This is a genomic window from Streptomyces sp. NPDC043876, assembly GCF_056435825.1.
Window position 1 is genome coordinate 892,067 of sequence record NZ_JBWKDV010000003.1, and the last position, 20,785, is coordinate 912,851.

The 20,785-nt window shown below is 70.8% G+C and carries 17 protein-coding genes; 14 read left to right on the plus strand and 3 right to left on the minus strand.

The features are described 5' to 3' along the window. Nucleotides 1-3 precede the first annotated feature (3 nt). Entirely contained in the window at nt 4-1,254 is a 1,251-nt protein-coding gene (locus AC0693_RS13525) for a histone protein (protein ID WP_478801808.1), read from the minus strand. 196 nt (nt 1,255-1,450) lie between these two features. Here AC0693_RS13525 and AC0693_RS13530 point away from each other — a divergent pair, with 196 nt between their 5' ends. The 8 genes from AC0693_RS13530 (at nt 1,451) to AC0693_RS13565 (ending at nt 5,279) form a co-directional block, all read left to right on the plus strand. Next, nucleotides 1,451-1,825: a gas vesicle protein GvpO gene (locus AC0693_RS13530; RefSeq protein ID WP_478801809.1), complete on the plus strand. Its 375-nt coding sequence runs from the start codon at nt 1,451-1,453 to the stop codon at nt 1,823-1,825. Nucleotides 1,826-1,854: 29 nt separating this feature from the next. Further along, nucleotides 1,855-2,325, plus strand: a complete 471-nt coding sequence (locus tag AC0693_RS13535; RefSeq protein WP_468469359.1) for a gas vesicle structural protein GvpA — start codon at nt 1,855-1,857, stop codon at nt 2,323-2,325. Between the two features lie 3 nt (nt 2,326-2,328). Continuing rightward, entirely contained in the window at nt 2,329-3,045 is a 717-nt protein-coding gene (locus AC0693_RS13540) for a GvpL/GvpF family gas vesicle protein (protein WP_478801810.1), read from the plus strand. Between the two features lie 94 nt (nt 3,046-3,139). Next, on the plus strand, nt 3,140-3,412 hold the full coding sequence (locus AC0693_RS13545; protein WP_478801811.1) for a gas vesicle protein GvpG: 273 nt from the start codon (nt 3,140-3,142) through the stop codon (nt 3,410-3,412). After that, nucleotides 3,409-3,813 (plus strand): gas vesicle protein, encoded by a 405-nt coding sequence (locus AC0693_RS13550; RefSeq protein ID WP_468469353.1) that lies wholly within the window; start codon nt 3,409-3,411, stop codon nt 3,811-3,813. Before AC0693_RS13545 ends, AC0693_RS13550 begins: the two co-directional genes overlap by 4 nt. Next, nucleotides 3,810-4,655, plus strand: coding sequence for a GvpL/GvpF family gas vesicle protein (locus tag AC0693_RS13555; RefSeq protein WP_478801812.1), 846 nt, complete (start codon nt 3,810-3,812; stop codon nt 4,653-4,655). The genes AC0693_RS13550 and AC0693_RS13555 overlap by 4 nt, the downstream gene beginning before the upstream one ends. Continuing rightward, complete coding sequence (locus AC0693_RS13560) at nt 4,652-4,870, plus strand: gas vesicle protein (protein ID WP_469334512.1); 219 nt, start codon at nt 4,652-4,654, stop codon at nt 4,868-4,870. Before AC0693_RS13555 ends, AC0693_RS13560 begins: the two co-directional genes overlap by 4 nt. Further along, nucleotides 4,860-5,279: a gas vesicle protein K gene (locus tag AC0693_RS13565; protein ID WP_478801813.1), complete on the plus strand. Its 420-nt coding sequence runs from the start codon at nt 4,860-4,862 to the stop codon at nt 5,277-5,279. The genes AC0693_RS13560 and AC0693_RS13565 overlap by 11 nt, the downstream gene beginning before the upstream one ends. Before the next feature lie 55 nt (nt 5,280-5,334). On the opposite strand, the gene AC0693_RS13570 is transcribed toward AC0693_RS13565, so the two are convergent. Continuing rightward, nucleotides 5,335-6,162, minus strand: coding sequence for a class I SAM-dependent methyltransferase (locus AC0693_RS13570; protein WP_478801814.1), 828 nt, complete (start codon nt 6,160-6,162; stop codon nt 5,335-5,337). Nucleotides 6,163-6,593: 431 nt separating this feature from the next. Here AC0693_RS13570 and AC0693_RS13575 point away from each other — a divergent pair, with 431 nt between their 5' ends. From AC0693_RS13575 to AC0693_RS13585, 3 genes are all read left to right on the plus strand, one after another. Further along, nucleotides 6,594-10,022 carry a carbohydrate binding domain-containing protein gene (locus AC0693_RS13575; protein ID WP_478801815.1) on the plus strand — a complete coding sequence of 1,143 codons (3,429 nt, stop codon included), beginning with the start codon at nt 6,594-6,596 and terminating at the stop codon, nt 10,020-10,022. A 366-nt stretch (nt 10,023-10,388) separates the two neighbouring features. Continuing rightward, nucleotides 10,389-10,952 (plus strand): EF-hand domain-containing protein, encoded by a 564-nt coding sequence (locus tag AC0693_RS13580; protein WP_469318415.1) that lies wholly within the window; start codon nt 10,389-10,391, stop codon nt 10,950-10,952. 327 nt (nt 10,953-11,279) lie between these two features. Next, the gene (locus AC0693_RS13585) at nt 11,280-11,873 is read left to right on the plus strand and encodes an isochorismatase family protein (protein ID WP_478801816.1); all 594 of its coding nucleotides are present in this window, start codon (nt 11,280-11,282) and stop codon (nt 11,871-11,873) included. Between the two features lie 186 nt (nt 11,874-12,059). Here AC0693_RS13585 and AC0693_RS13590 read toward each other — a convergent pair whose 3' ends face one another. After that, entirely contained in the window at nt 12,060-12,869 is an 810-nt protein-coding gene (locus AC0693_RS13590) for an aminoglycoside phosphotransferase (RefSeq protein ID WP_469318417.1), read from the minus strand. Nucleotides 12,870-13,269: 400 nt separating this feature from the next. Here AC0693_RS13590 and AC0693_RS13595 point away from each other — a divergent pair, with 400 nt between their 5' ends. From AC0693_RS13595 to AC0693_RS13605, 3 genes are read left to right on the plus strand one after another with little or no spacing between them, the layout of a single operon-like run. Then, entirely contained in the window at nt 13,270-16,800 is a 3,531-nt protein-coding gene (locus tag AC0693_RS13595; RefSeq protein ID WP_478801817.1) for an AAA family ATPase, read from the plus strand. Next, a complete protein-coding gene (locus AC0693_RS13600; protein WP_478801818.1) occupies nt 16,736-17,155 on the plus strand; it encodes a hypothetical protein in 420 nt (139 codons plus the stop codon). The genes AC0693_RS13595 and AC0693_RS13600 overlap by 65 nt, the downstream gene beginning before the upstream one ends. Next, nucleotides 17,152-20,514, plus strand: a complete 3,363-nt coding sequence (locus tag AC0693_RS13605) for a tetratricopeptide repeat protein (protein ID WP_478801819.1) — start codon at nt 17,152-17,154, stop codon at nt 20,512-20,514. The genes AC0693_RS13600 and AC0693_RS13605 overlap by 4 nt, the downstream gene beginning before the upstream one ends. Nucleotides 20,515-20,785: the final 271 nt, after the last annotated feature.

Sequence of the window (20,785 nt, forward strand, 5' to 3'; positions counted from 1 at the left end):
GACCTACCTCCGCGTGGACGGCTTGCGGGCCGTGGTCTTCTTGGCGGCCGCCGGACGGGCCTGGCTGCGGCCGGCGGTCTTCTTGGCGCCGGTCTTGGCAGCAGCACTCTTACGCGCAGGGCTCTGGCCTGAGGCCTTCTTACGCGGCGGGCTGCTGGGGGCCTTCTTCGCGGCCGCCTTGGACGGAGCGCTTCTGGAGGCGGAACCCTTCTTGGCGGGCGCGGCCTTCGACGCGGGCCGCTCTGCGGTCGCCTTCTTGGCCGCGGTCTTCTTCGTGGCCGCCTTCTTCGCCGGTGGCGGCGCGGTCTTCTTCGCGGACGTCTTCCTCGCGGGCGTCTTCCTCGCGGGCGGGGCCGCACTTTTCGCCGGTGCCTTCTTCGCGGGAGCCGCTTTCTTCGTCCCGGTCCGCCGGGCGGGCGTCGCCTTCTTCGCGGGCTCGGAGGGCTTCTTCTCAGCGGCGGCCTTCTTTCCCGGAGAAGGCCTCGACGCGGCCCTGCGGGCGGGGGCGGCGCTCTCGCCGTCGTGTCTACGGGAGGCGGGAGGGGTGCGGCGCGGCGGCGGGGGAGGCTCTTCGTCCTCGTCCTCCTCCGGTTCCTCGTCGTCGTCGACCGGTTCCTCCTCGTCTTCCGGTTCGGCTTCTTCCTCGTCCTCCGGTCCTTCCTCCGCGGCGCGGGTACGGGCTGCCGAACGCGTCCGACGCGTGGGCGGGGGAGGCTCCTCCTCGCCCTCCTCCTCGTCCGCGTCCTCCTCTTCGGTTTCGTAGCCGCCCTCGTCCTCGTAATCCCCGGCCTCTTCGGCCTCGTACGGCTCCTCGTCCGCCTCCGGGTCCTCGCCCTCGCCCTCGCCCTCGTAAGGCTCCTCGTCCTCGTCCTCGTCCTCGTAAGGCTCCTGGTCTTCGTCCTGCTCGTCTTCCTCGTCGTCCCCCCGTCCGCCGTCGCCGCCGCGCGAGAGGCCGAGGGTGCGCTCGTGCAGGCTGCCGGCGAGGTCGGCGAGCTTGCGGTTGGCCGCGGTGGCGAGTGCCTGGCGGCCCGCGTCGAGGGCTTCGCCGCGCAGCTGCTCGCCGACTTCGGCGAACTGGGGCATTTCCTTGAGCCGGGAAACGCCTTCCTTCAGCAGCTGGCCGGGCTCGAGCCCGAACCGCCGGCCGGCGAGGTAGGTCGCCACACTGAACGCGAGGCGGCCCTTTTTCGTACGGCCGAGCAGATAGCCTCCGGCGACGGCGGCGGCCAGCGCGATCTTGCTGGTGTCCTCCATGATCATCCCCTTTGCAGGGCGCATACGGACTGATGGGTCGCCCGCGGACAGCGGATCGCGACGGTCTCGCCGCCCGCCAAGAGAAAGGGGTCCAACCGGGGCCGCCTCGGAAAGCTCCTGCCCCCGATATGGGACTAATACCTTGATTTGGTGACATTCTAGTTTCTGTGAGGCCGTCTCCCCAAGGGAGGGGCATATGGCCGCAGCGGAACCCACACGCCCCCGGCGGGCCTCCTCGCGAGGTGTCGGCGAAGGCAGGGAGCAGGACGGCAACTCGCCCCGGCGCGGTGCGCCCCGGCGTCCCGCGGGTACGCGAGGAGCGGCCGTGGCCATGCGTGCGGCCGCCGAGCAGCTCGCCGAACTCCTGGGCCGCTTCCCCGACTCGGTCTCCTCGCTCAAACCGACCGACGACGGCTGGGTGGCGCAGGTGGAGGTCGTGGAGCTGGAGCGCATCCCGGACACGACCAGCGTGATGGCCAGCTATCGGGTCGCTCTGGACGAGGAAGGCGAGCTGATCTCCTACGAACGGACCCGCCGCTACAGCCGCGGCATGATCGACCGGCTGACCTGACCTCGGTCCGGCCGGCGGAAGGAGACGCCATGACCATGGTGCCGCAGGGCGGCAGCCCCGTCGCACGGGGGCAGGGGGGAGGCACGGGAACCCTCTACGACGTCCTGGAACTCATACTCGACCGCGGGCTGGTCATCGACGTCTTCGTCCGCATTTCCCTGGTGGGCATCGAACTCATCAAGATCGACGCCCGGATCGTGGTGGCCAGCGTCGATACCTACCTCCGCTTCGCCGAGGCCTGTAACCGTCTCGACCTCGAAGCGGGCCGAAAGGCCCCCGCCCAGCTGCCCGACGTCATGGGCAAAGTCATGGAGGGCGGCGCTCACGGCAAGAGCAAGGGAGCCCTCAGCGGGGCCGTGGAAGCCGTGAGCGATTCCCTGACCGGCAAGTCCTCCTCGCGAGCGGCTGACCAGGAAGAGGAAGAGGAAGAGGAGAGAGAGGAGGCGCCCCGGCGACGGCGTCCCCCCGTCCGGCGCACGGCACGGCGGGAAAAGGAGTGACGGATGCCCCTCTACGTGTACTCGATCATCGCCGAGGACCACCCCCGCCGCCTCGACGGCGCCCACAGCGTCGGCGCGGAGCCGTCCCCGTTGCGGACGGTCACCGCAGGCCCGCTGTGCGCGGTGGTCAGTGACATCACCGAGGAGATCCGGCCCAAACGCCGCGACCTCATGGCACACCAGGAAGTCCAGGAACGGCTGATGGCGGACGGCGCCGTCCTGCCCCTGCAGTTCGGGTACACCGCCCCCGACGACCTCGCCGTCTCCCAGGCCCTCCGAGAGGACGCCGACGGCTACCTGGCGGCCCTCGCGCGACTCGACGGCTGCGCCGAGTACCACGTCCGGGCCTCCCAGAGCGACGAGGCGCCCCTGCTGCGGGACATCCTCGAAGACCTGCCCCAGGCGCGTGACCTCAACGAACGCATCCGCGGCGGAGACCGCGATCCGGGCACACAGCTCGCCCTGGGTGAAATGGTGGCCCGCGAGGTCCAGAGCCGCCAGGAGGCCCTGGCCGCCGGCCTGACCGAAGCCTTCGCCCCGCTGGCCCGCGAACACCTCGTCCGCGCGCCCTCCGGCAGCGACTTCCTCAACCTCTCGCTGCTCGTCCCCGACGAGAACGAGGACCGCCTGCGCACCGCCGAAGCCGACATCGCCCGGGAGGTCGCCGACGGCATCGACCTGCGTTTCTCCGGGCCGCTGCCGCCCTACAGCTTCGTATAGCCCGAGCCGAGCCGTCCACCGAGCCGAGCCGTCCACCGGGCCAAGCCGTCCACTGGGCCGAGCCGTCCACCGGGCGGGAAGGGAGGCCAGACCCATGGGACTGCTGACCTACCTGCTGACGCTCCCCGTAGCGCCCGTGCGCGCCGTCACCTGGGTCGCCCAGCGCGTCGTGGAGCAGGCCGAGGAGGAGTACTACGACCCCGCACCGATCCGGCGCCGTCTCGCCGAGCTGGAGCAGCAACTGCTCAGCGGCGAAATCGACGAGGAGACCTTCGACCGGGAGGAGGACGAACTCATCAACCGGCTGACGGAGATCTCGCAGTTCCGCAGGCAGCTGACTGAGCGCGACGAGGAGGTGCCACCATGACCGACCCGCTGCCCGGCCGACCCGGATCCTTCGCCTCCCGCGCGCCGATGCCGTACGGGCAGAACGCGTCCTCCAGCCTCGCCGACATCCTGGAGCGGGTCCTGGACAAGGGCATCGTCATCGCCGGGGACATCCGCATCAACCTCCTCGACATCGAGTTGCTGACCATCAAACTCCGGATCCTGATCGCTTCCGTGGACAAGGCGAAAGAGATGGGCATCGACTGGTGGGAACACGACCCCTCCCTCTCCTCCCGCCACACCGGCAGCCCTCTGGAACAGGAAAACAAGCGACTGCGCGCCGAACTCGACGCCCTGCGCGGGCGGCTCGACCCCGCCGAGGACACAGCCGCCCCGGACGAAGAACCACCGGCCGGCCGGCGACGGGGGAGCGCGCCGTGAACACCCCGGGCACCCTCACCTACGTCTACGCCGCCGCGCATCCCACCGACGCCCTCCAAGCCGCGCTCCCCGCTCTGCACGGCATCGGCGGAACACCGCTGCGCCTCCTGCCCCCCGAGCCCGGCGCGAGCCCCGCCACCGGGCCCCGGCCGGTCGCGTTCGTCGTGGGCGACGTTCCCGAACGCGACTTCAACGAAACGGCCCTCAAAGATCACTTCGAGGACCTGGAGTGGCTGGAGCACGTCGCCCGTACCCACCACGAGGTCGTCCAGGCCGTCGCCGCGCGGGCGACCGTCCTGCCCCTGCGCCTGGCCACCGTCTACCAGGACGACCACCGCGCCCGCCAAGCCCTCACCACCCGGCAGCCCGCCTTCGCCCAGCGCCTGGACCAGCTGCGCGCCCACACCGAGTACGGCGTGAAGGTCTACCTGCTGCCCCCCGCGTCTCCCGGACCCGCCCGGCCGCCCGAGGGCACCCCGCCCACCGGCCCGGGCAAGGCGTACCTCCGGGCCCGACGAAGCCAGCACCACAGCCGCGAAGCCGCCTACCAGCAAGCACAGGACGCCGCCGCTGCCATCGAAGCCATCGCCGCGCACCACACCACCCGGCGCGTGCGCCACGCACCCCAGCGGGGCGCCCTCACCGGTACCCAGGAGAACGTCCTCAACGACGCCTACCTCATACCCGACAGCGAGGCCCAGCAGTTCAGGAGGGCCATCGCGGACCTCGCCCGCGACTTCCCCGGCCTGCGTATCGAGGTCACCGGACCATGGGCCCCCTACTCCTTCGCCGCACCGCCCGATGCCCCCGACCCGGCCGGCGCCCAGGTGCCGCCCCCATGACCCTCAGCGGATACGACGAGCCCCTGCCCGGCCGCCAGGTCGCCCTCGTGGACCTCCTCGACCGGCTCCTCAGCGGCGGAGTCGTCCTGACCGGCGACATCGTCCTGTCCATCGCCGACATCGATCTGGTCCGCATCTCCCTGCGCGCCCTCATCGTCTCCGTCAGCTCCGAAACACCCGCCCCCGAGCCGGCCGGTCACCGTGATGACCTCTGACCCTGACCCAGCCCCGGGCCCAGACCCGGCACCGCCGCCGGCCGGACGCGTCCACGACATCGGCGACCACCTCGACCAGGCCTTCCGCCTCGTCCAGGCACCCGCCACCCCATCAGGAGCGCCGCCCAGCCCTGCGCGGCGCCTCCACACCAGCCCCGACACGGTAGGCGAGGACCTCCTCAAGCTCGTGCTCACCGTCGTCGAGCTCCTGCGCCAGCTCATCGAACGCCAAGCCCTGCGGCGCGTGGACGCCGGCGACCTCACCGACGAACAGGAAGAAGAACTCGGTGCCACCCTGCTGGCGCTCCACGACCGTCTCTCCGACCTGTGCGCCGAGCACGGCTACGCCCTGGAAGACCTCAACCTCGACCTCGGCCCCCTGGGCCCGCTCCTTCCACCCCGTGACTGACCGCGCGACCGCCACGCCGGCGGCTCCTTCGACCGGCAGCAGCCCGCCGCCGGTGTCAGCGCGGCGCGGCCCCACGGCGCGTAGCGGTGACCAGCCAGGCGCTGCTTCGCAGCCGCACCGCGCCGTCCGCTTCATGGCGTTGCAGGGCGGCCGTCAGTGCCTGGCGGGCCTCGTCCTGCTTGGGCTGGGGCACCTGGTCGAGCAGGTGCCGTCCGGGTCCGGAGTCCAGCAGGAACGCCGCGGCGTCCGCGGCGTCGATGCCCCACCTCCCCGGTGCCTCGATGCGCCGTGCGTCGGCATCGGCGAATCCGCTGGTGTCGAGCAGCTCGCGGATGCGGTCGGGATCGGTGAGGGAGAACATGCCGGGACCCCCGGGCTTCCCGAGGTCGCCGAGCGGCAGGATGCCCTTGAGCGAGGCCGGCACCGCCAGCCATTCGTTGCTCTCGGCCCCAGCCGCGCAGATGAAGGCCAGTCGGCCGGCGGGGCGCAGCGCGCGGTGGAGGTTGGTGAAGGCCGCGACGGGATCGCTGAAGAAGGTCATGCCGTACCGGCTGATGACCGCATCGAACCCCTTGAACTCCAGGGGGTGGGTCTGGGCGTCGCCTTGTACGAAGGAGGCGTTCTCCACCCCTTCGTGAAGGGCGCTCTCGCGAGCTTTGGCCAGCATGGATCCCGACAGGTCGAGCCCGAGCGCCCGGCCAAGGGCGGCGCGGCGGGCTGCGAGGCGGGTGGTGCGGCCGGCCCCGCACCCGACGTCCAGGACGGTGTCGGTTTCCGAGATGGCCTCGGCGTCCAGGAGGGGCTGGTTGAACCCGTCGTTGACGGCGTCCCACCGTTGCTTGCTGCGGGCCCACTGCGCGCCCTCGTTGATCCGGTGCCACAAGCGTTGCTCACCCCCCCGTCCCGCCGGATCGGCCGGGCTCCCCGTAGCGCCCCTTCCCATCGCACTCGTGCTCACCCGATGCGGGCGGCAAGCTGATGCACGCACCCACTCCTGTCGGCCGGGTCAGACATGGAGTGGCCACGGACGCAGCCGGGCCGGTCGACGGCTTTCCTTGGTGCCACCCTCTCGGCCTGCCCCGCCCTTCACCTTCGGCGCGGAAGCGGAGAGTGCGGGAGGGTGAAGGCCACCAAGTCCCTTGCTCCGGGGGGCCCGTGGCGGCAGGAGGGACCGTCGTCGCGGAGTCTTTACAGCCTTCTCATGCGTCAGTAACCTCCTGGAAGTTCTTTCGTGAACTTGCGCAAGGCTCCCCCCACCCACTCCTGCCGCGAGGCAGTTCCCCACCGCCTGCGGCATGACCGAGGGACAGTCCCTTGACCAGACGAACACGCCCCCGGCGCCGCCCCATAGTCGTCGTGGTGACCGCGGCTGCGGCGCTCACCGCCGGTCTGCTGAGCACCTCCCCGCTCGGCACCACCGCGACCGCGGCGGCCACGGCCGGCGACAACACGGCCACCGTCTTCTACTACACCAAGACCCACAACTGGTCTGCGTACAACCTGCACTGGTCGCCGGACGGCGGCAGTTGGTCCACCGTGCCGGGCACCGCAATGGTGCCGGCGTGCAGGGACTGGGTGAAGAAGACCGTCGACCTGGGCTCCGCCACGGGGCTGAAGGCCACCTTCAACAACGGCTCCGGGACCTGGGACAACAACGGCGGCAAGAACTACGACCTGGGCACCGGCACCGTGCTGGTCAAGGACGGCGTGGTCGCCCACAGTGATCCTTGCGGAGTGGGCAACGGCTTTACCGGCAAGCCAAGTTCGAGCCCCGGTCTCGGCCCGAGCGACAACGGCGGCAGCGACACGGGCGCGAGCGCCACGGTCTACTACTTCACCAAGACCCGCAACTGGTCGGCCTACGACCTGCACTACGCGCCCAACGGCGGCACCTGGACCACCGTGCCCGGCGTCGCGATGGAAGCCGCCTGTACCGACTGGGTGAAGAAGACCGTCAGCATCGGCACGGCGAACGGCCTGGCGGCGACCTTCACCAACGGTTCCGGCACCTGGGACAACAACAGCGGCAAGAACTACGCCCTGGGTACGGGTGTGGTGACGGTCAAGGACGGCACGGTCGGCAGCGCCGACCCGTGCGGCACGAACATCCCCAAGCCGAGCGCCTCCGCCTCCACGTCCGCCTCGCCATCGCCGTCCGCAAGCACCCCGCCGCCGGCCGGGAACACCGCCACCGTCTTCTACTCGACTGCCGTGGTCGGCTGGAGCATCGTCAACCTGCACTACGCCCCGGTAGGCGGGTCGTGGACGGCGGTGCCCGGCGTCGGCATGGAAACCGCCTGCCCCGGCTGGTTCAAGCGCACCGTCGACCTGGGCTCCGCCGGCACCATGGCGGCGACGTTCAACAACGGCTCGGGCACCTGGGACAACAACAACGGCGCGAACTACCTTGTGCCCAAGGGCGTCTCGATCGTCCAGAACGGCAAGGTCACCGCGAACGCCGCGGACCCGTGCGCGGGCGTCACACCGGACACCACCGCGCCGAGCGTGCCGACCACGGTCAAGGCCACCGCCACCGGCACCTCGATCGTGCTGACCTGGGAGCCGTCCACAGACGACACCAAGGTCACCGCTTACCAGATCACCCGCACCGGCGGCACCAAGGGCAGCTCGGTGATCACCGTCGGATCCACCGTGTACTCGGACGCCGGCCTGGAGCCGCGCACCGCCTACACGTACACCGTGAAGGCGGTGGACGCGGCCGGCAACGTCTCGGCCGCCTCGGCGGCCGCGGTCGCCACCACCGGGGAGTCCCCGCCGCCCGCCAAGACCGGCGAGATGATCGGCACCGACCCGCGCAAGGACCCGATCTACTTCGTGCTCACCGCCCGCTTCAACGACGGCGACAGCTCGAACAACCGGGGCGGCAACCAGGACGTCAAGTCCGGGAACGCCGCCAACAACGACCCGATGTTCCGCGGCGACTTCAAGGGCCTGGTGCAGAAGCTCGACTACATCAAGGCGCTCGGCTTCTCCGCCGTCTGGATCACGCCCGTGGTCCTCAACCGGTCCGACTACGACTACCACGGTTACCACGGCTGGGACTTCTACCGGGTCGACCCGCGGCTGGAGTCGGCAGGCGCCTCCTACCAGGACCTGATCAACGCGGCGCACGCCAAGGGCATGAAGATCTACCAGGACGTGGTCTACAACCACAGCTCCCGCTGGGGCGCCAAGGGCCTGTTCGTGCCCACCGCCTACGGTGTGCGGGACGCCCAATGGTCCTGGTACTACGACGAGAAGAAGGACGGCTTCGAGTACGACGGCCTGACCATCGACACGAAGACCGGCAAGTCGTACTACAACGGCGACCTGTGGTCGACCACCCAGCCCGCCGGGCAGACCTGCGTCGGCTGGGGCACCCCGACCCAGTACAAGAGCCCCGAGGGCTACACCATCTACAACTGCCAGTGGCCCAGCCCCACGTCGCGCATGTTCCCCGCCCAGTACTACCACCAGTGCTGGATCGGCAACTGGGAGGGCGAGGACTCGCGCTCCTGCTGGCTGCACGACGACCTCGCGGACTTCAACACCGAGAGCGCCCCGGTCCAGAACTACCTGATCGGCGCGTACAACAAGTACATCGACATGGGCGTGGACGGCTTCCGGGTCGACACCGCCGTGCACGTCCCGCGCGTCACCTGGAACCGGCGCTTCCTGCCCGCCATCCAGCAGCGCGTCACCCAGGACTGGGGCCCCGAGAAGGCGCGGAACTTCTTCGTCTTCGGTGAAGTCGGAGCGTTCGTCAACGACAAGTGGAACCGCGGCTCGGTCAACCACTCCGCGCAGTTCTTCACCTGGAAGGAGCGCACGCAGTACACCGACGCCGACGTACAGGCCGCGCTCGACCAGTACGACCAGGAGGAGAAACTCGGCCCGGGCAACCAGCCCACCTCGGCCAACGCGTTCCTCACCGGGAACGCGTACCGCGCGCCCGACCACTCGAAGTTCTCCGGCATGAACATCATCGACATGCGGATGCACATGAACTTCGGCGACGCGCACAACGCGTTCTCCAACGGCAAGGACTCCGACGACTCGACCAACGACGCCACGTACAACGTGGTCTACGTCGACAGCCACGACTTCGGCCCGAACAAGTCGTCCACCCGGTACGCGGGCGGTACCGACGCGTGGGCGGAGAACATGGCGCTGATGTGGACCTTTCGCGGCATCCCGACGCTGTACTACGGCTCCGAGATCGAGTTCCAGGCCGGCAAGCAGATCGACTGCGGCCCTTCCTGCCCGCTCGCCACCACCGGCCGCGCCTACTACGGCGACAAGATCGCCGGCCAGGTGACCGCCGGCGACTTCTCGGTCGTCTCCTCAGCCGACGGGGCCGTCGCCACCACCCTGCAGCAGCCGCTGGTCAAGCAGCTGCAGCGGCTCAACCAGATCCGCCGGGCGGTCCCCGCCCTGCAGATGGGCCAGTACTCCACCGAGGGTGTCCAGGGCGGCGGCATGTCCTTCAAACGCCGCTACACCGACGTCGCCGACGGCGTCGACTCCTTCGCCCTGGTCTCCGTCACCGACGCGGCCACCTTCACCGGCCTCCCCAACGGCACCTACAAGGACGCCGTCTCCGGTGACGTCAAGCTGGTCACCGACGGCACCTTGGCCCTCGCCGCTCCCGGCAAGGGCAACATGCGGGTCTACGTCCTCGACCTGGACGGCAAGAACGCCGCCCCGGGCAAGATCGGCGCCGACGGCCCGTACCTGAAGTAACAGCAACACCAGCACCACCCTCGGCGGGCATGCTCCGGGAGCGTGCCCGCCGACTGCTGTCGACGAACGCCATTGCGATGACGAGCGGTCGCTACGTCGGATTCCCAGCCTCCGCCCCGGAGCTCTGGTGTGAACCGTGGCTGCTGCCAGTACCAGGGGTACGCAACCGAGGCGGCCCTGGGCTCCCGTGCGGGCACCGGCATGGAGCAGAACCCGACAACTGCCGTGTGCCCGCGGCTCGCCGCCAGGCGCAGCGGCGTCGGATGAGCGCTTCACCTGTCGTAGCTCACGTTCAATCTGCTCGTTCGGGTACTGCCGGCCGTGAGCCGCTTCCAGGCACCGCACTGGTAGGGCAGGGTGTCGGGCATGGAGATCTCGCCGTTCCTGCTGCGCAAGCTCGCCCGCCGTTTCGACACCTTCGACAGTAATCGTGACGGCTACATCGACCGCGCCGACTTCGAGTCGGCCTGTGACCGCCTCGCCGCCGCCTTCCATCTCGCGCCTGAAGCCCCCGAGCTCAAGCACATGCGGGAGCTGAGCGACGGCCTGTGGCAGCACTTGTACCAGGCTGCGGACACCGACCTCGATGGACGCATCAGCCTCGCCGAATACCAGTCGGCGTTCGCCGCCGGGCTGCTGGTCACGCCCGCTTCCTTCGACGCCGGGTACGTGCCGTTCCTCGATGCGCTGATGGACATCGTCGACGAGGACGGCGACGGGAAACTGACCCGTGACGAGCAGGTCCGGTGGTCCGGCGCCCTGATGGGACTGTCTGAAGGGGACGCTCGCGAGGTCTTCGGCCGCCTCGACCGGGACGCCGACGGGCTGATCAGCCGAGACGACATGCTCCAGGCAATCCGCGAGTTCTACTTCAGCGAGGAACCGACCTCCGCCGGTGTGTGGCTGCTGGGACCGCTGGACCCCGCATAGAGGTACGGGTCCCTCCCGCCGGCCCGGGCGGCCGACGGCGCCCACAGCCCGGCCCAGCTGCCGGAGCCACAACCGATTGCCCGATCTGCGCGCAGCCACCGGGATGCTACCGACCAACGATTTGATCAACGGCCGCGCTATCGGCGCCCTGCGCAGCCGTGCCCCCGCCCGCGACCCGCATGTGGCTCCGACTGCTGCGACCGTGTGAATCGTTCCTGCGGTGAATGTCTGCGGCTGTCTGGGTGAGCGCAGCTCGATGAGCCTTTGGCGTAGGTGAGGGGGCCGGTAGACGTCAGGTGTCGTTCCGTCGTCCGAGGGGTGTTCGTGATGAGCCGTAGCTTGATCGTCGTGGATGTGCAGAAGGACTTCTGTGAAGGAGGCAGTGTTCCCGTCGCGGGAGGCGCGCAGCTCGCCACCGCGATCGCCGATCTGGTGGAACAGGCCGCGGGGAGTCACTACCAGTACGTCGTGGCCACGCGCGACCACCACATCGACCCGGGCGGGCACTTCTCCGCGAACCCGGACTTCAAGGACAGCTTCCCCGTCCACTGCGTCGCCGGAGACGAAGGCGGGGAGTTCCATCCGAACTTCGCCCCGGCCGCCACCGGTGGCAAGGTCCACGCCGTCTTCTTCAAGGGCGCCCACAGCGCGTCCAAGAGCGGCTTCGAAGGCACGGACACCGAAGGCACCGCCCTCGCGGACTGGCTGCGCGCCCGCGGGGTGCGGCACGTCGACGTGGTGGGCATCGCAACCGACCACTGCGTGCGCGCCACCGCCCTGGACGCTGCCGCGGCCGGATTCACCACCCGAGTACGCCTGGACTACACGGTCGGTGTCGCCCCCGAAACCATCGCCTCCACCTTGGACGACTTCCGCCAGGCGGGCATCAAGATGTCCGGCAAGGCACCGGCCCCGAGGTAGCCCAGCATCCGACGCACCAGCACCGGCCTGCCGGTAACTGCAACGGGCTGCCCGTAGTTGTATCGGCATGGGTACAGAACCGCAGGGGCACCCGGTGACCGGGCGGGTGTTCATGCCTCCAGCGTGCGGACGGAGGTGTGCCGGGAGCGGGGTACGGGGAGGCATCCTGCCGGCGCGGGCTCTGTCTCACGCCCAGTGCGCCGCCCACGCGCGGGCGGCCTTGATCGTTTCGTCGGCCTCGGTCAGCCCGCGCTCACGCCAGTCCTCCCACGCCCGTGCCTCCGCCTTGGTCAGCACGCGCAGGCCGTCCCGGGGTGCGTGGGCGAACGCCGGGATCGTCGCGCACCAGCGGGCGGCCTGCTCGACTGTCTGCCCCCCGTCGAGGATGAGCCGGAACCCCCACAGCGCGGGGTCGATCCATGCGGGGCCGCGCATCGCCCATGCCCAGTCGATCACCCTGACCCGGCCGTCGGGCTCGGTCATGAAGTTCGTGGCCGCCGGGTCGGAGTGCACGAGCCGGTCCCCGGTGAACAGGGGTTCGGCGCCGGGGTCGCAGTAGACGTCCCATCGATCCCATGGGGTGCGCGCGACGACGTCCGGCGCGGGCGTACGGCTCAGCTGGTCCAGGACAGCGGCGACCGACGCGACGTGATCGCCGTCATCGCCGAAGTAGGTCCACCGGGAAGCGTTGAGGCCTTCGAAGCACAGCAGCAGCCAACCGCCCGCCCGCTCCGTCCAGAGCAGCTTGGGGGCGCAGTCGGGCAGGTACGGGTTCACGGCCGCTTCAGCCTCCAGCTCCCCGATCGCCTCATGGTCGGTCGGCAACCCCTTGATGAACACCATCGGCCCGCCCCCCGACGGCCAGAACCAGGAGGCGAGCGCAGAGCTGGTGCTGCTGTCGACGGGGATGCTGGGGCAGCCCTCTCCGAGGCGGTCGGTGATGGCCTTCCGGGTCAGCTCGGGCAGTTCCTCGTAGGACAGCCGCTCCACGCGCATCAGCTGGTCACCTGCCTGGCCTCGGCGGGTTCTGGGGGTCGCTGGGAGGCATCGGTGGATTCTTGTCCGGACGCGTCGGCGCCCTGGTGGACGGTCCTCCTGGCGGCGGGGTGGACTTCGGTCCGCGCCTCATCTCGGTCAGCATGCCCGGGAGGCTAGCGGTCGCCGCCCTTGCCACGCCGAGTATGGGCGGAAGTCGGCTGGTTCCGATCACCTCGCCCACCGAGGGCTCAAAAAGGGCCAGGCCTACGAGTCCTGGCACCTGGGTGTGCCGGGGGAGGTCCGGGTTGACATGAGCAATCCTCGGCCGTACGGGGATCTTCGCCCTGACCGTTGACGGTGTTTTCTGTCATCGTGGGGACAAGGGTCATCCTACCGGGCTTACGGCGAGGGGGAGTTGATGGCCGACGTTCGCGGCCGGGACGGCGAACTGGCGGAGCTCGAAGCGTTCGCGCGTTCCCATGAGTCCTACCGCTGGCTCATCGGGCCGCCCGGGTCCGGCAAGACCGCTCTGGCCGAGCGGCTCGCCGCTCACCCGCCGGGGGACGTCGACGTCGTCTCCTTTTTCGTGTCGGGCGCCTCCGGCGGACAGACAAGGCGGTTTCGACAGGAAGTCCGCGACCGGCTCGCGGCGTTATTGGGCGAGTCGGCTCCGCCGCTCTCCGGACCGAGCACGCTCCACGACCTCTGGGCCCGTGCCTGCGCGCGGGCCGAGGCGAGCGGCCGACACCTGCTGCTGCTCGTGGACGGCCTCGACGGGGACCACGAGTCCCCGCCGATCGCGGCCCTGCTGCCCGCCGCGACGGGCTCCCACGGTCACGTTCTGGTCCTCAGCCGCGCCCTGCCCCGGATTCCGGAGGCCGTGCCCCGGTCCCACCCGCTGCGGGACGAGCGACGCTGCCCTCGCGTCCGGTTGTCCGCGAGTCCCCTCGCCACCGTGCTGGCGGACCGTGATGCCCGTGCGGTGCTGGGGGCTCTGGCCGTCGGCGGCCCGCTGACCGCGGACGACCTCGAAGCGGTCCTCGCCGCGGGAGGCGGCGGCATGGACGCGCACGACGCGCGGGCCGTGCTGCGGACGGTCCCTTCCGGCTTACTGGCGTCGCGTAGCGATCCGGACTCGTCACAGGAGCGGTTCGGCCTCGCCGACGACGCACTGCGCCGGGAGACCGTCGCCGCCATCGGTCACGCCGAGACGGAGCGGCATCGTGCCGCTCTGCGCGCCTGGGCCGAACAGTTCGCCCGTCGGGCCTGGCCGGACGACACCCCGGCGTATCTCCTGGACCATTACCCCGCGGTGCTCGTCGCGGGCGCGGACATCGACGCGCTCGCCGCCCTCCCCTCGCCCGAGCGGATCGCGCTGTGGCAGCGCCGGGCCGGTCACCCCGCCCCTGCCTGGCAGGAAATCACCGATGTCCTGAACGTCCTGGCCGCGACGGAGGCGGACAGGCTGGGCGAGGCCTGCGTCCTGGCCATGCGCCGCTACCGGCTGACCGAAGGTCCGGGGCATGTGAGCTTCGGCTTCGCACCGGCTCTCCCGGTGGCCTGGGCCGAGCAGGGGGAGTGGTCCTGGGCCGAGTGCCTGGCATCGGTGATCTGGCACTCCGTCCGGGCGTACACGGGCATGGCCGGGGTGGCCGCAGGCCGCGGGGACACCGAGCGCGCCCTCCGGTACGTCGCTCGGGCCCGGGCCATCGCGCTCGACGATCCGGCCGGCGGAGTCTGGAACGCTCCTTCCCTGGCCGCCCTGGCCCGCACCGCGCACACGTGCGGTGCGTGGACGACGGCCTTGGAACTGCTCCGGGAGGCGGAGCACATCGCCTGTGCCGCACCGCCCAGCCCCGGCACGGATCTCATGGCCGTGGCCTTGGCCACGGTGGCCGAGGCCCACATAGAGATCGGCGACCGCGCCGACGCCCTGCGGATTCTCGGGACCGCCGAGGGCCTCGCCGCAAGCGCCGGCGGGCGAAGCATCGACACCCTCGTCGGCATCGCCGCCCGCTCGGCCCAGGTGCGCGGGGCGCAGAAGTGCGTTCTCGTCTTTCCTCGGCCCCAGGGCGCAGGCGCGCAGATCCGTGTGTACGCCGAGTTCGCCCGAGGGGCCGCCCACAAGGAGGGGACCGAGGCCGGTGCCGCGCTGCTGCGGGTCGCGGAGCAGATGCTGGCCAGGCTCCCCGCTCCCGTACCGGGCGCGACGGACGCCGTTGTGCTGCGAGCGGTCCGGGAACGGTTCCTCGCCGTGCTCGGCCTCGCCGAGGCCGCGGCGCGCGTGCCCGATCGGGACCTCTGCCTCCGTCTGGTGGAAGAGGCGGCCGGGCAGGGCAGCCAGGGGGCCGCCCGCGTGGCGCACCTGTACCAGCTGCTCGACCGCCCCGGTCAGGCCTGGCGTCTGCTCGACGGTCTCGTGGACCCGGAGGCGCGGCTGGCCGCGCTGATACGTTGCGCCGAGGCGGCACACGAGGGCGGCAACTCCGATGCCGCGTCGGTGTATCTGGAACACGCCGTGCGGGCGGCCGCCTCGATCGACCGGCCACGCCATCATTCGGACAGCCGGGTCGATCTCGCCGTGGCCCTGGCCCGATGCGGGAGTCCGGGCCGCGCCGAACGGATCCTGCGGGACCTCGACGCACCCGGCACGGGCCATTTCTGGGAGACCCTGGCAGTGACCGAGGCGGTGGCCCACCACGGCCGGTTCGATCAGGCGGGACCGCTGTTCACGCTGGCCCACTCGAACGGCGGCGCCGATGCGGTGCACCGCATCGCGGCGATCCTGGGGCGGGGTGCGGGACACGCCGGAGATCACGCCCTCGCCCGGGAGTTCGCCTCGCACGCCGGAGAGAAGAGCCACGTCTTCGCCCTCGAACAGGCCACGATCGGAGCTGCCGAAGGGGGCCATTTCGCCCTGGCGGAGCGGTTGCTGACCGCGGCCCGGTCCGCGTCCAAGGCCACGGTCTCCAGGTCCCGCAGGGGCCTGGAGCAGGACCCCGCCGCCGTTGCGGCGTCGGCGGCCCTGCGCGGCGGGGAACCGGAGTGGGCCGGGAGGTTCGCCGACCGGATCCGGATGCCCGACATGTTCAGCGACCAGTCGGGACCGGCGGTGAAGCGCGCGGTCGGGGGAGATCTCGCCGCCGCCGAGTACGAGGCGCTGGCGGTGGCGAAGCCGAACAGGGCGCAGGCATTGCTCAGAGTCGCGGAGATCGCGGCCGCCCTCGGGAGGGACGAGCATGTCGACCGCCTCCTGGATCTGGCCCGTCAGGCCGCCGAGGGATGGACGGAGGCTACGAAGGGCGTGCGGGTACAGCAAGGGGCGGCCGTGGCGGAGGCGGCCGTACGCATGGGCCGTCCGGACCGCGCCGACGTGATGCTTCGTCTCGCGGACGATGCGCTCGGAAACCCGCGGATCCCGGTGCTCGCCGCCCGTGCCGAGGCACTGGCCCGCGACGGCGACCAGGACGCGGCCGCCGCCCTGCTGGAGGAAGCCTTCGGCTGCCTCGGTTCGCGGAGCCTGGCCAACAAGGAGCGCGAGGTGCGGGCACTGGTGCTCGCGGCCGTGGCCGTCGATCCCGCGCTCTGCCGCCGCTACATCATGCGCCTGCTGGCGACGCGGACGAGGACCCGGAATGGCTCGCGGCCGTGGTGTTCTGCCGGCCCGAGCTCGCTCCGCTGGTGGTCGCCCTACTCGACGGAGACGTGGCGTCCCACGGTGCCGTCACGTAGGGGAGGAGGGAGAGGAGGGGGCCAACTTGCAGTGCGTGCGGTTAAGTTGAGTGGTCGAGGGAGCGGGATCCGACTCCGGATGGCGAAGGAGCGTCGTGTTCGAAGAGGTGGCCGCCCTGGCCATGACAGGGGCGACAACGGTAGTGGCTGCCATGGCCACCGACGGCTGGTCGACGGCGCGCGCACGGATGGCCGGACTGTTCCGCCGTGCCGATGACATCCAGCGAGCTGCCGTCGAGGGACAGTTGGACGGACACGCCGCGCTGGTGGCGAACTCCGACGACGCCGAGGCGGTCCGTCAGGACCTGGTTCCGGTCTGGCGGCTCCAGCTCGCGGCCCTGCTGCGACAGCATCCCGACGCGGCGGAGGAACTTCAGCTGCTGGTGCGCGAGATCCAGGAGCAATTGCCGTCGGCGCAACAGGTATGGCAGCAGCGACAGACGAACATTGCCCGTGACCACGGGCAGGTGTTCGCCTCTCTCGGGGGCAATGTGATCGTCCATCACGGGCCGGCGCAGCTGCCGCCCGCACCTTCGGTCGTCGTCGGCGACGAGTCCGAGGCCCCCGAATGACCCAGGCGCCCTCCGGGGGATCGGCCGGTGTCCAGCAGGTCGTGCACGTCGAGAACGGCTTCGGCTACGGGTGCGTCGGCGCGGACATCCATGTCTTCGGCGACGGCAGGCCGGTGTACCTGCTGTTCGGCCACCGCCGGCGGACGGGCCTGGAGTCGCCGTGGCTACGGGCCCAGCCCAGCCGGATGCTCGACGCACGTGCGGAGGTCGTCGACTTCACGGGCCGCGCGGCCGAGTTGGCGGAGCTGGTCACGTGGCGGGACACCGGGCCGCGGCTCTCGGTGCGGTGGCTGCACGGGAAGGGCGGCCAGGGAAAGACGCGCCTGGCGAACCTGCTGGCCGCCGAGTCCCTGGGCGCGGGCTGGAAAGTGGTCGACGCGATCCACGGCACCGATGCCCACCCGCCGACGGAAGGCGGCGAGGACCTGCGTCCCGACGGGCACACCGGGATCCTGCTGCTGATCGACTACGCGGACCGCTGGCCCTTGGCGGACCTGAGCTGGCTGCTCCACAACCGCATCCTGCGCCACTCCGTCCCGGCCAGGGTCCTGCTGATCGCACGGTCGGCGACCGGATGGCCGGCACTGCGGGGAAAGCTCGGCCAGTTCCGGGAGAGCATCGGCACGTCCGATCAGTTCCTGCCGCCGCTGCCCGACGATGGCAGTGCGCGCCAGCGCATGTTCACCACGGCGTGCGAGTGCTTCGCCCGGCACTACCCGCAGATCGACGACCCCCGGGCGATCCCGCCTCCGGATGCCCTCGACGATCCGGACTCCGGGGTGACACTGGTGGTGCACATGACCGCCCTGGTGGCGGTGGACGCGGCGGCCCACGGCCGCCGTGCCCCCGCCGACATGGTCGGCCGGACGGTCTACTTGCTGGACCGGGAGCACGAGAACTGGCGCCAGCTGTACGAGAACGCCCGGCACGGCCTCGACTTCCGGACCCCCGACCGGGACATGGCACGCGCGGTGTTCGCCGCCACCTTGGTCGGACCCGCTGACCGGGGGACGGCCAGGAGCGTCATCGAACGACTGATGCCGCACGCACCCGCCGAGCGGATCCTCTTGGACCACGGCATCTGCTACCCGCCAGGCGACCCCGCACGGGTCAACTCCTTCGAACCGCTGCTGCCCGATCGCCTGGCAGAGGACTTCGTCGCCCTCATGCTGCCCGGCAGCCCGATCACCGGGTACCCGTCGGACGACTGGGCGGCTTCCGTTCCCGCCGCGGTCCTGCGTCGCGGGGACGACGGCGCTGCGCCGACCTGGACGCCGCGGACCGTCGCCCACCTCGCGGCGGCGGCGGACCGCTGGCCGCACGTAGGGGAGAGGTACCTGTACCCGCTGGTGCAGGCCGATCCCCGGATCGCGCTGGACGCGGGCTCGGCCGCGCTCGGCGCCCTGGCGAGGATCGCGGACGGCGAGGTGCTGGACGGCAGCCTGCTCGGGGTCCTCGAATCGATCGACACGGTCCTGCCCGCCCACCGGCACATCGACCTCGACGCGGGCATCGCCGCGGTGGCCGAGCGCCTCACCGACCGCCGCCTGGCGGACAACGAATCCGCCGTCGACCGGGCGATCCTGCACAGCCATCTCGCCGCACGCTTCGCCCATGCCGGTCTGGCCGACAAAGCAGTGGCCTCTGCGGAACGTGCCACCGCGATGTTCCGCTCGCTGGCAGAGGCCGATCCTCGGGCTCACCGGGCAGGCCTGGCAGGAGCTCTGGTCAACCTCAGCGCCCGCCTGCCCGGCGTGGGCAGGGAGGCCGAGGAACTGCTGGTGGCGGAAGAGGCCGTGGCGATCTCGCGGGAACTGATGCGGGCCGACCCGGAGAGCGACCCGAGCGGCCTCTCCGCAGCCTTGATCAATCTGGGCTCCGCCCTGCTTCGACACCGACGGCCCCAAGAGGCTCTGCAGGTCACGATGGAGGCGGCGGCCATCCTGCTCCAGGGCGACGATGCCACGCGACAGCGTTACGTCGTCCCCGTCGCCACCGCGGCGGACAACCTCGGGATGATCTTCTCCGCCCTGGAGCGGCCGGAGGACGCGCTGGCGGCAGCCGACAGTGCCATCGAGCTTCTCTCGCTGGTCGCGGAGCAGAATCTCTCCGCCTACCTGCCCGATCTCGCCCGGGCGCTGCGCCACCGGGCGATGTGGTTGCGGGAACTCGGACTGCCGCAGGAGGCGGCCCTGGCCCTGCAGGAGGTGGTCACCACCTCGAGACGACTGGTCACTGCCAACTCCGCTGCCCATGAACCGGGCCTCGCCGCGGCCCTGGACAATCTCGGCAGCTACCAGGTCGAGGCCGGATGGCCGGACGAGGCGGTGCCGACGCTTGAGGAGGCCGTGGCGCTCTTCCGAAGGCTGGCCGCGGTCAACCCCGACACCCACGAGCCCGACCTCGCCAAGTCGTTGAACAACCTGAGTGCCGCCTTCGCCCGCCTGGGGCGTCTGGACGAGGCGTCGCAGGTGATACGGGAAGCGGTCGACGTGGGCCGCCGACTGGCCGAGGTGGACCCCGCCGCCCACCTGGCCGACTTCGCGCTGGCCCTGGACAACCTGTGCGCCCTGCTGGGGGGCATGCGGCGCCCCGAGGTGCTGGCCGCCCTGCGGGAGGCGACCGACGTGCGCAGGAGACTGGCCGAAGCCGACCCGGACGCCCAACTCGACCGTCTCCTCGCCTTGTTGGAAGAGTCGGCCACCCGCCTCCGGGCAGCCGGGCGCTTGCGGGAGACGCTGGTGCCCCTGCGCGAGATGGTCGAGATCCACCGGCGCCTGGCCGGAATCGGCTCCGAGGCCCACCAGGCGGGCCTCGCCAGGAGCCTGGTCGACCTGAGCAGTCTGCTGGCCGACACTGAGGAGGACGGGGCGCTGTCGGCCGCGCGCGAGGCGCTGGCCGTCTATTGGCACCTGGTCGCAGCGGATCCCGCGACCCATCTGCCGCATCTCGCCGTATCCGTGAACAGGCTCAACAGCCTGCTGGTCAAAGATGAGCGGTACGACGAAGCACTCACCGCGGCCGACGACGTCGTCGGGAACCTGCGCCGCCTCTCTCCGGCCGACCCGGCCGTCTACCGCCCCTTCATCGCCAAGGCGCTGTGGGGAGCGGGCCGGCTGAGGGCCGCCCGGGGCAGCGGGCTCCCCCAGGCCGAGGCCGCGCTGGAGGAAGCGGTCGCCCTGTTCGTGCAGTTGGCCGCGTACGCGCCGCACGAGTACGCGGACGACCTGAGAGGCGCACTGATCACTTACGCCGCGGTGCTCGACAAGCTCGGCTCCACGGCCAAGGCTGATCGCATCAGGAGGCTGACCCGCACTGATGCCACCATGGATGCCGTATACGACGTACTGGGGATGTGAGAGCGCCGCGGTACGTGCTCTTCCGTCCGGCTTGTCATCGCTCGGTGGTGTGATGTTGGGCCACGTCGCCGGTCAGGCGTTCCGGATTCGTTCGGGTTGTGGCTCGCAGTGTGCGGCCCGGCCTCGGCGGTCCGGGTCGGTTCACGGCAGTGGCAGTAGCCGGACCGCTCTGTTCTGGTGAGCTGAAACAACCAGTCTGGCCCTCTGGCCAGGGCCAGAGCAGTATCGCCGCTGAGAGCGGCCTGGCCCCACCCGCAGGGCCGGACCTGAA

Coding starts and splice junctions, on each gene's coding strand:
- AC0693_RS13525 (WP_478801808.1), bottom strand. CDS start 1,254: ATGGAGGACACCAGCAAGATCGCGCTGGCCGCCGCCGTCGCCGGAGGC.
- AC0693_RS13530 (WP_478801809.1), top strand. CDS start 1,451: ATGGCCGCAGCGGAACCCACACGCCCCCGGCGGGCCTCCTCGCGAGGT.
- AC0693_RS13535 (WP_468469359.1), top strand. CDS start 1,855: ATGACCATGGTGCCGCAGGGCGGCAGCCCCGTCGCACGGGGGCAGGGG.
- AC0693_RS13540 (WP_478801810.1), top strand. CDS start 2,329: ATGCCCCTCTACGTGTACTCGATCATCGCCGAGGACCACCCCCGCCGC.
- AC0693_RS13545 (WP_478801811.1), top strand. CDS start 3,140: ATGGGACTGCTGACCTACCTGCTGACGCTCCCCGTAGCGCCCGTGCGC.
- AC0693_RS13550 (WP_468469353.1), top strand. CDS start 3,409: ATGACCGACCCGCTGCCCGGCCGACCCGGATCCTTCGCCTCCCGCGCG.
- AC0693_RS13560 (WP_469334512.1), top strand. CDS start 4,652: ATGACCCTCAGCGGATACGACGAGCCCCTGCCCGGCCGCCAGGTCGCC.
- AC0693_RS13565 (WP_478801813.1), top strand. CDS start 4,860: ATGACCTCTGACCCTGACCCAGCCCCGGGCCCAGACCCGGCACCGCCG.
- AC0693_RS13580 (WP_469318415.1), top strand. CDS start 10,389: ATGGAGATCTCGCCGTTCCTGCTGCGCAAGCTCGCCCGCCGTTTCGAC.
- AC0693_RS13585 (WP_478801816.1), top strand. CDS start 11,280: ATGAGCCGTAGCTTGATCGTCGTGGATGTGCAGAAGGACTTCTGTGAA.
- AC0693_RS13590 (WP_469318417.1), bottom strand. CDS start 12,869: ATGCGCGTGGAGCGGCTGTCCTACGAGGAACTGCCCGAGCTGACCCGG.
- AC0693_RS13595 (WP_478801817.1), top strand. CDS start 13,270: ATGGCCGACGTTCGCGGCCGGGACGGCGAACTGGCGGAGCTCGAAGCG.
- AC0693_RS13600 (WP_478801818.1), top strand. CDS start 16,736: ATGGCCACCGACGGCTGGTCGACGGCGCGCGCACGGATGGCCGGACTG.
- AC0693_RS13605 (WP_478801819.1), top strand. CDS start 17,152: ATGACCCAGGCGCCCTCCGGGGGATCGGCCGGTGTCCAGCAGGTCGTG.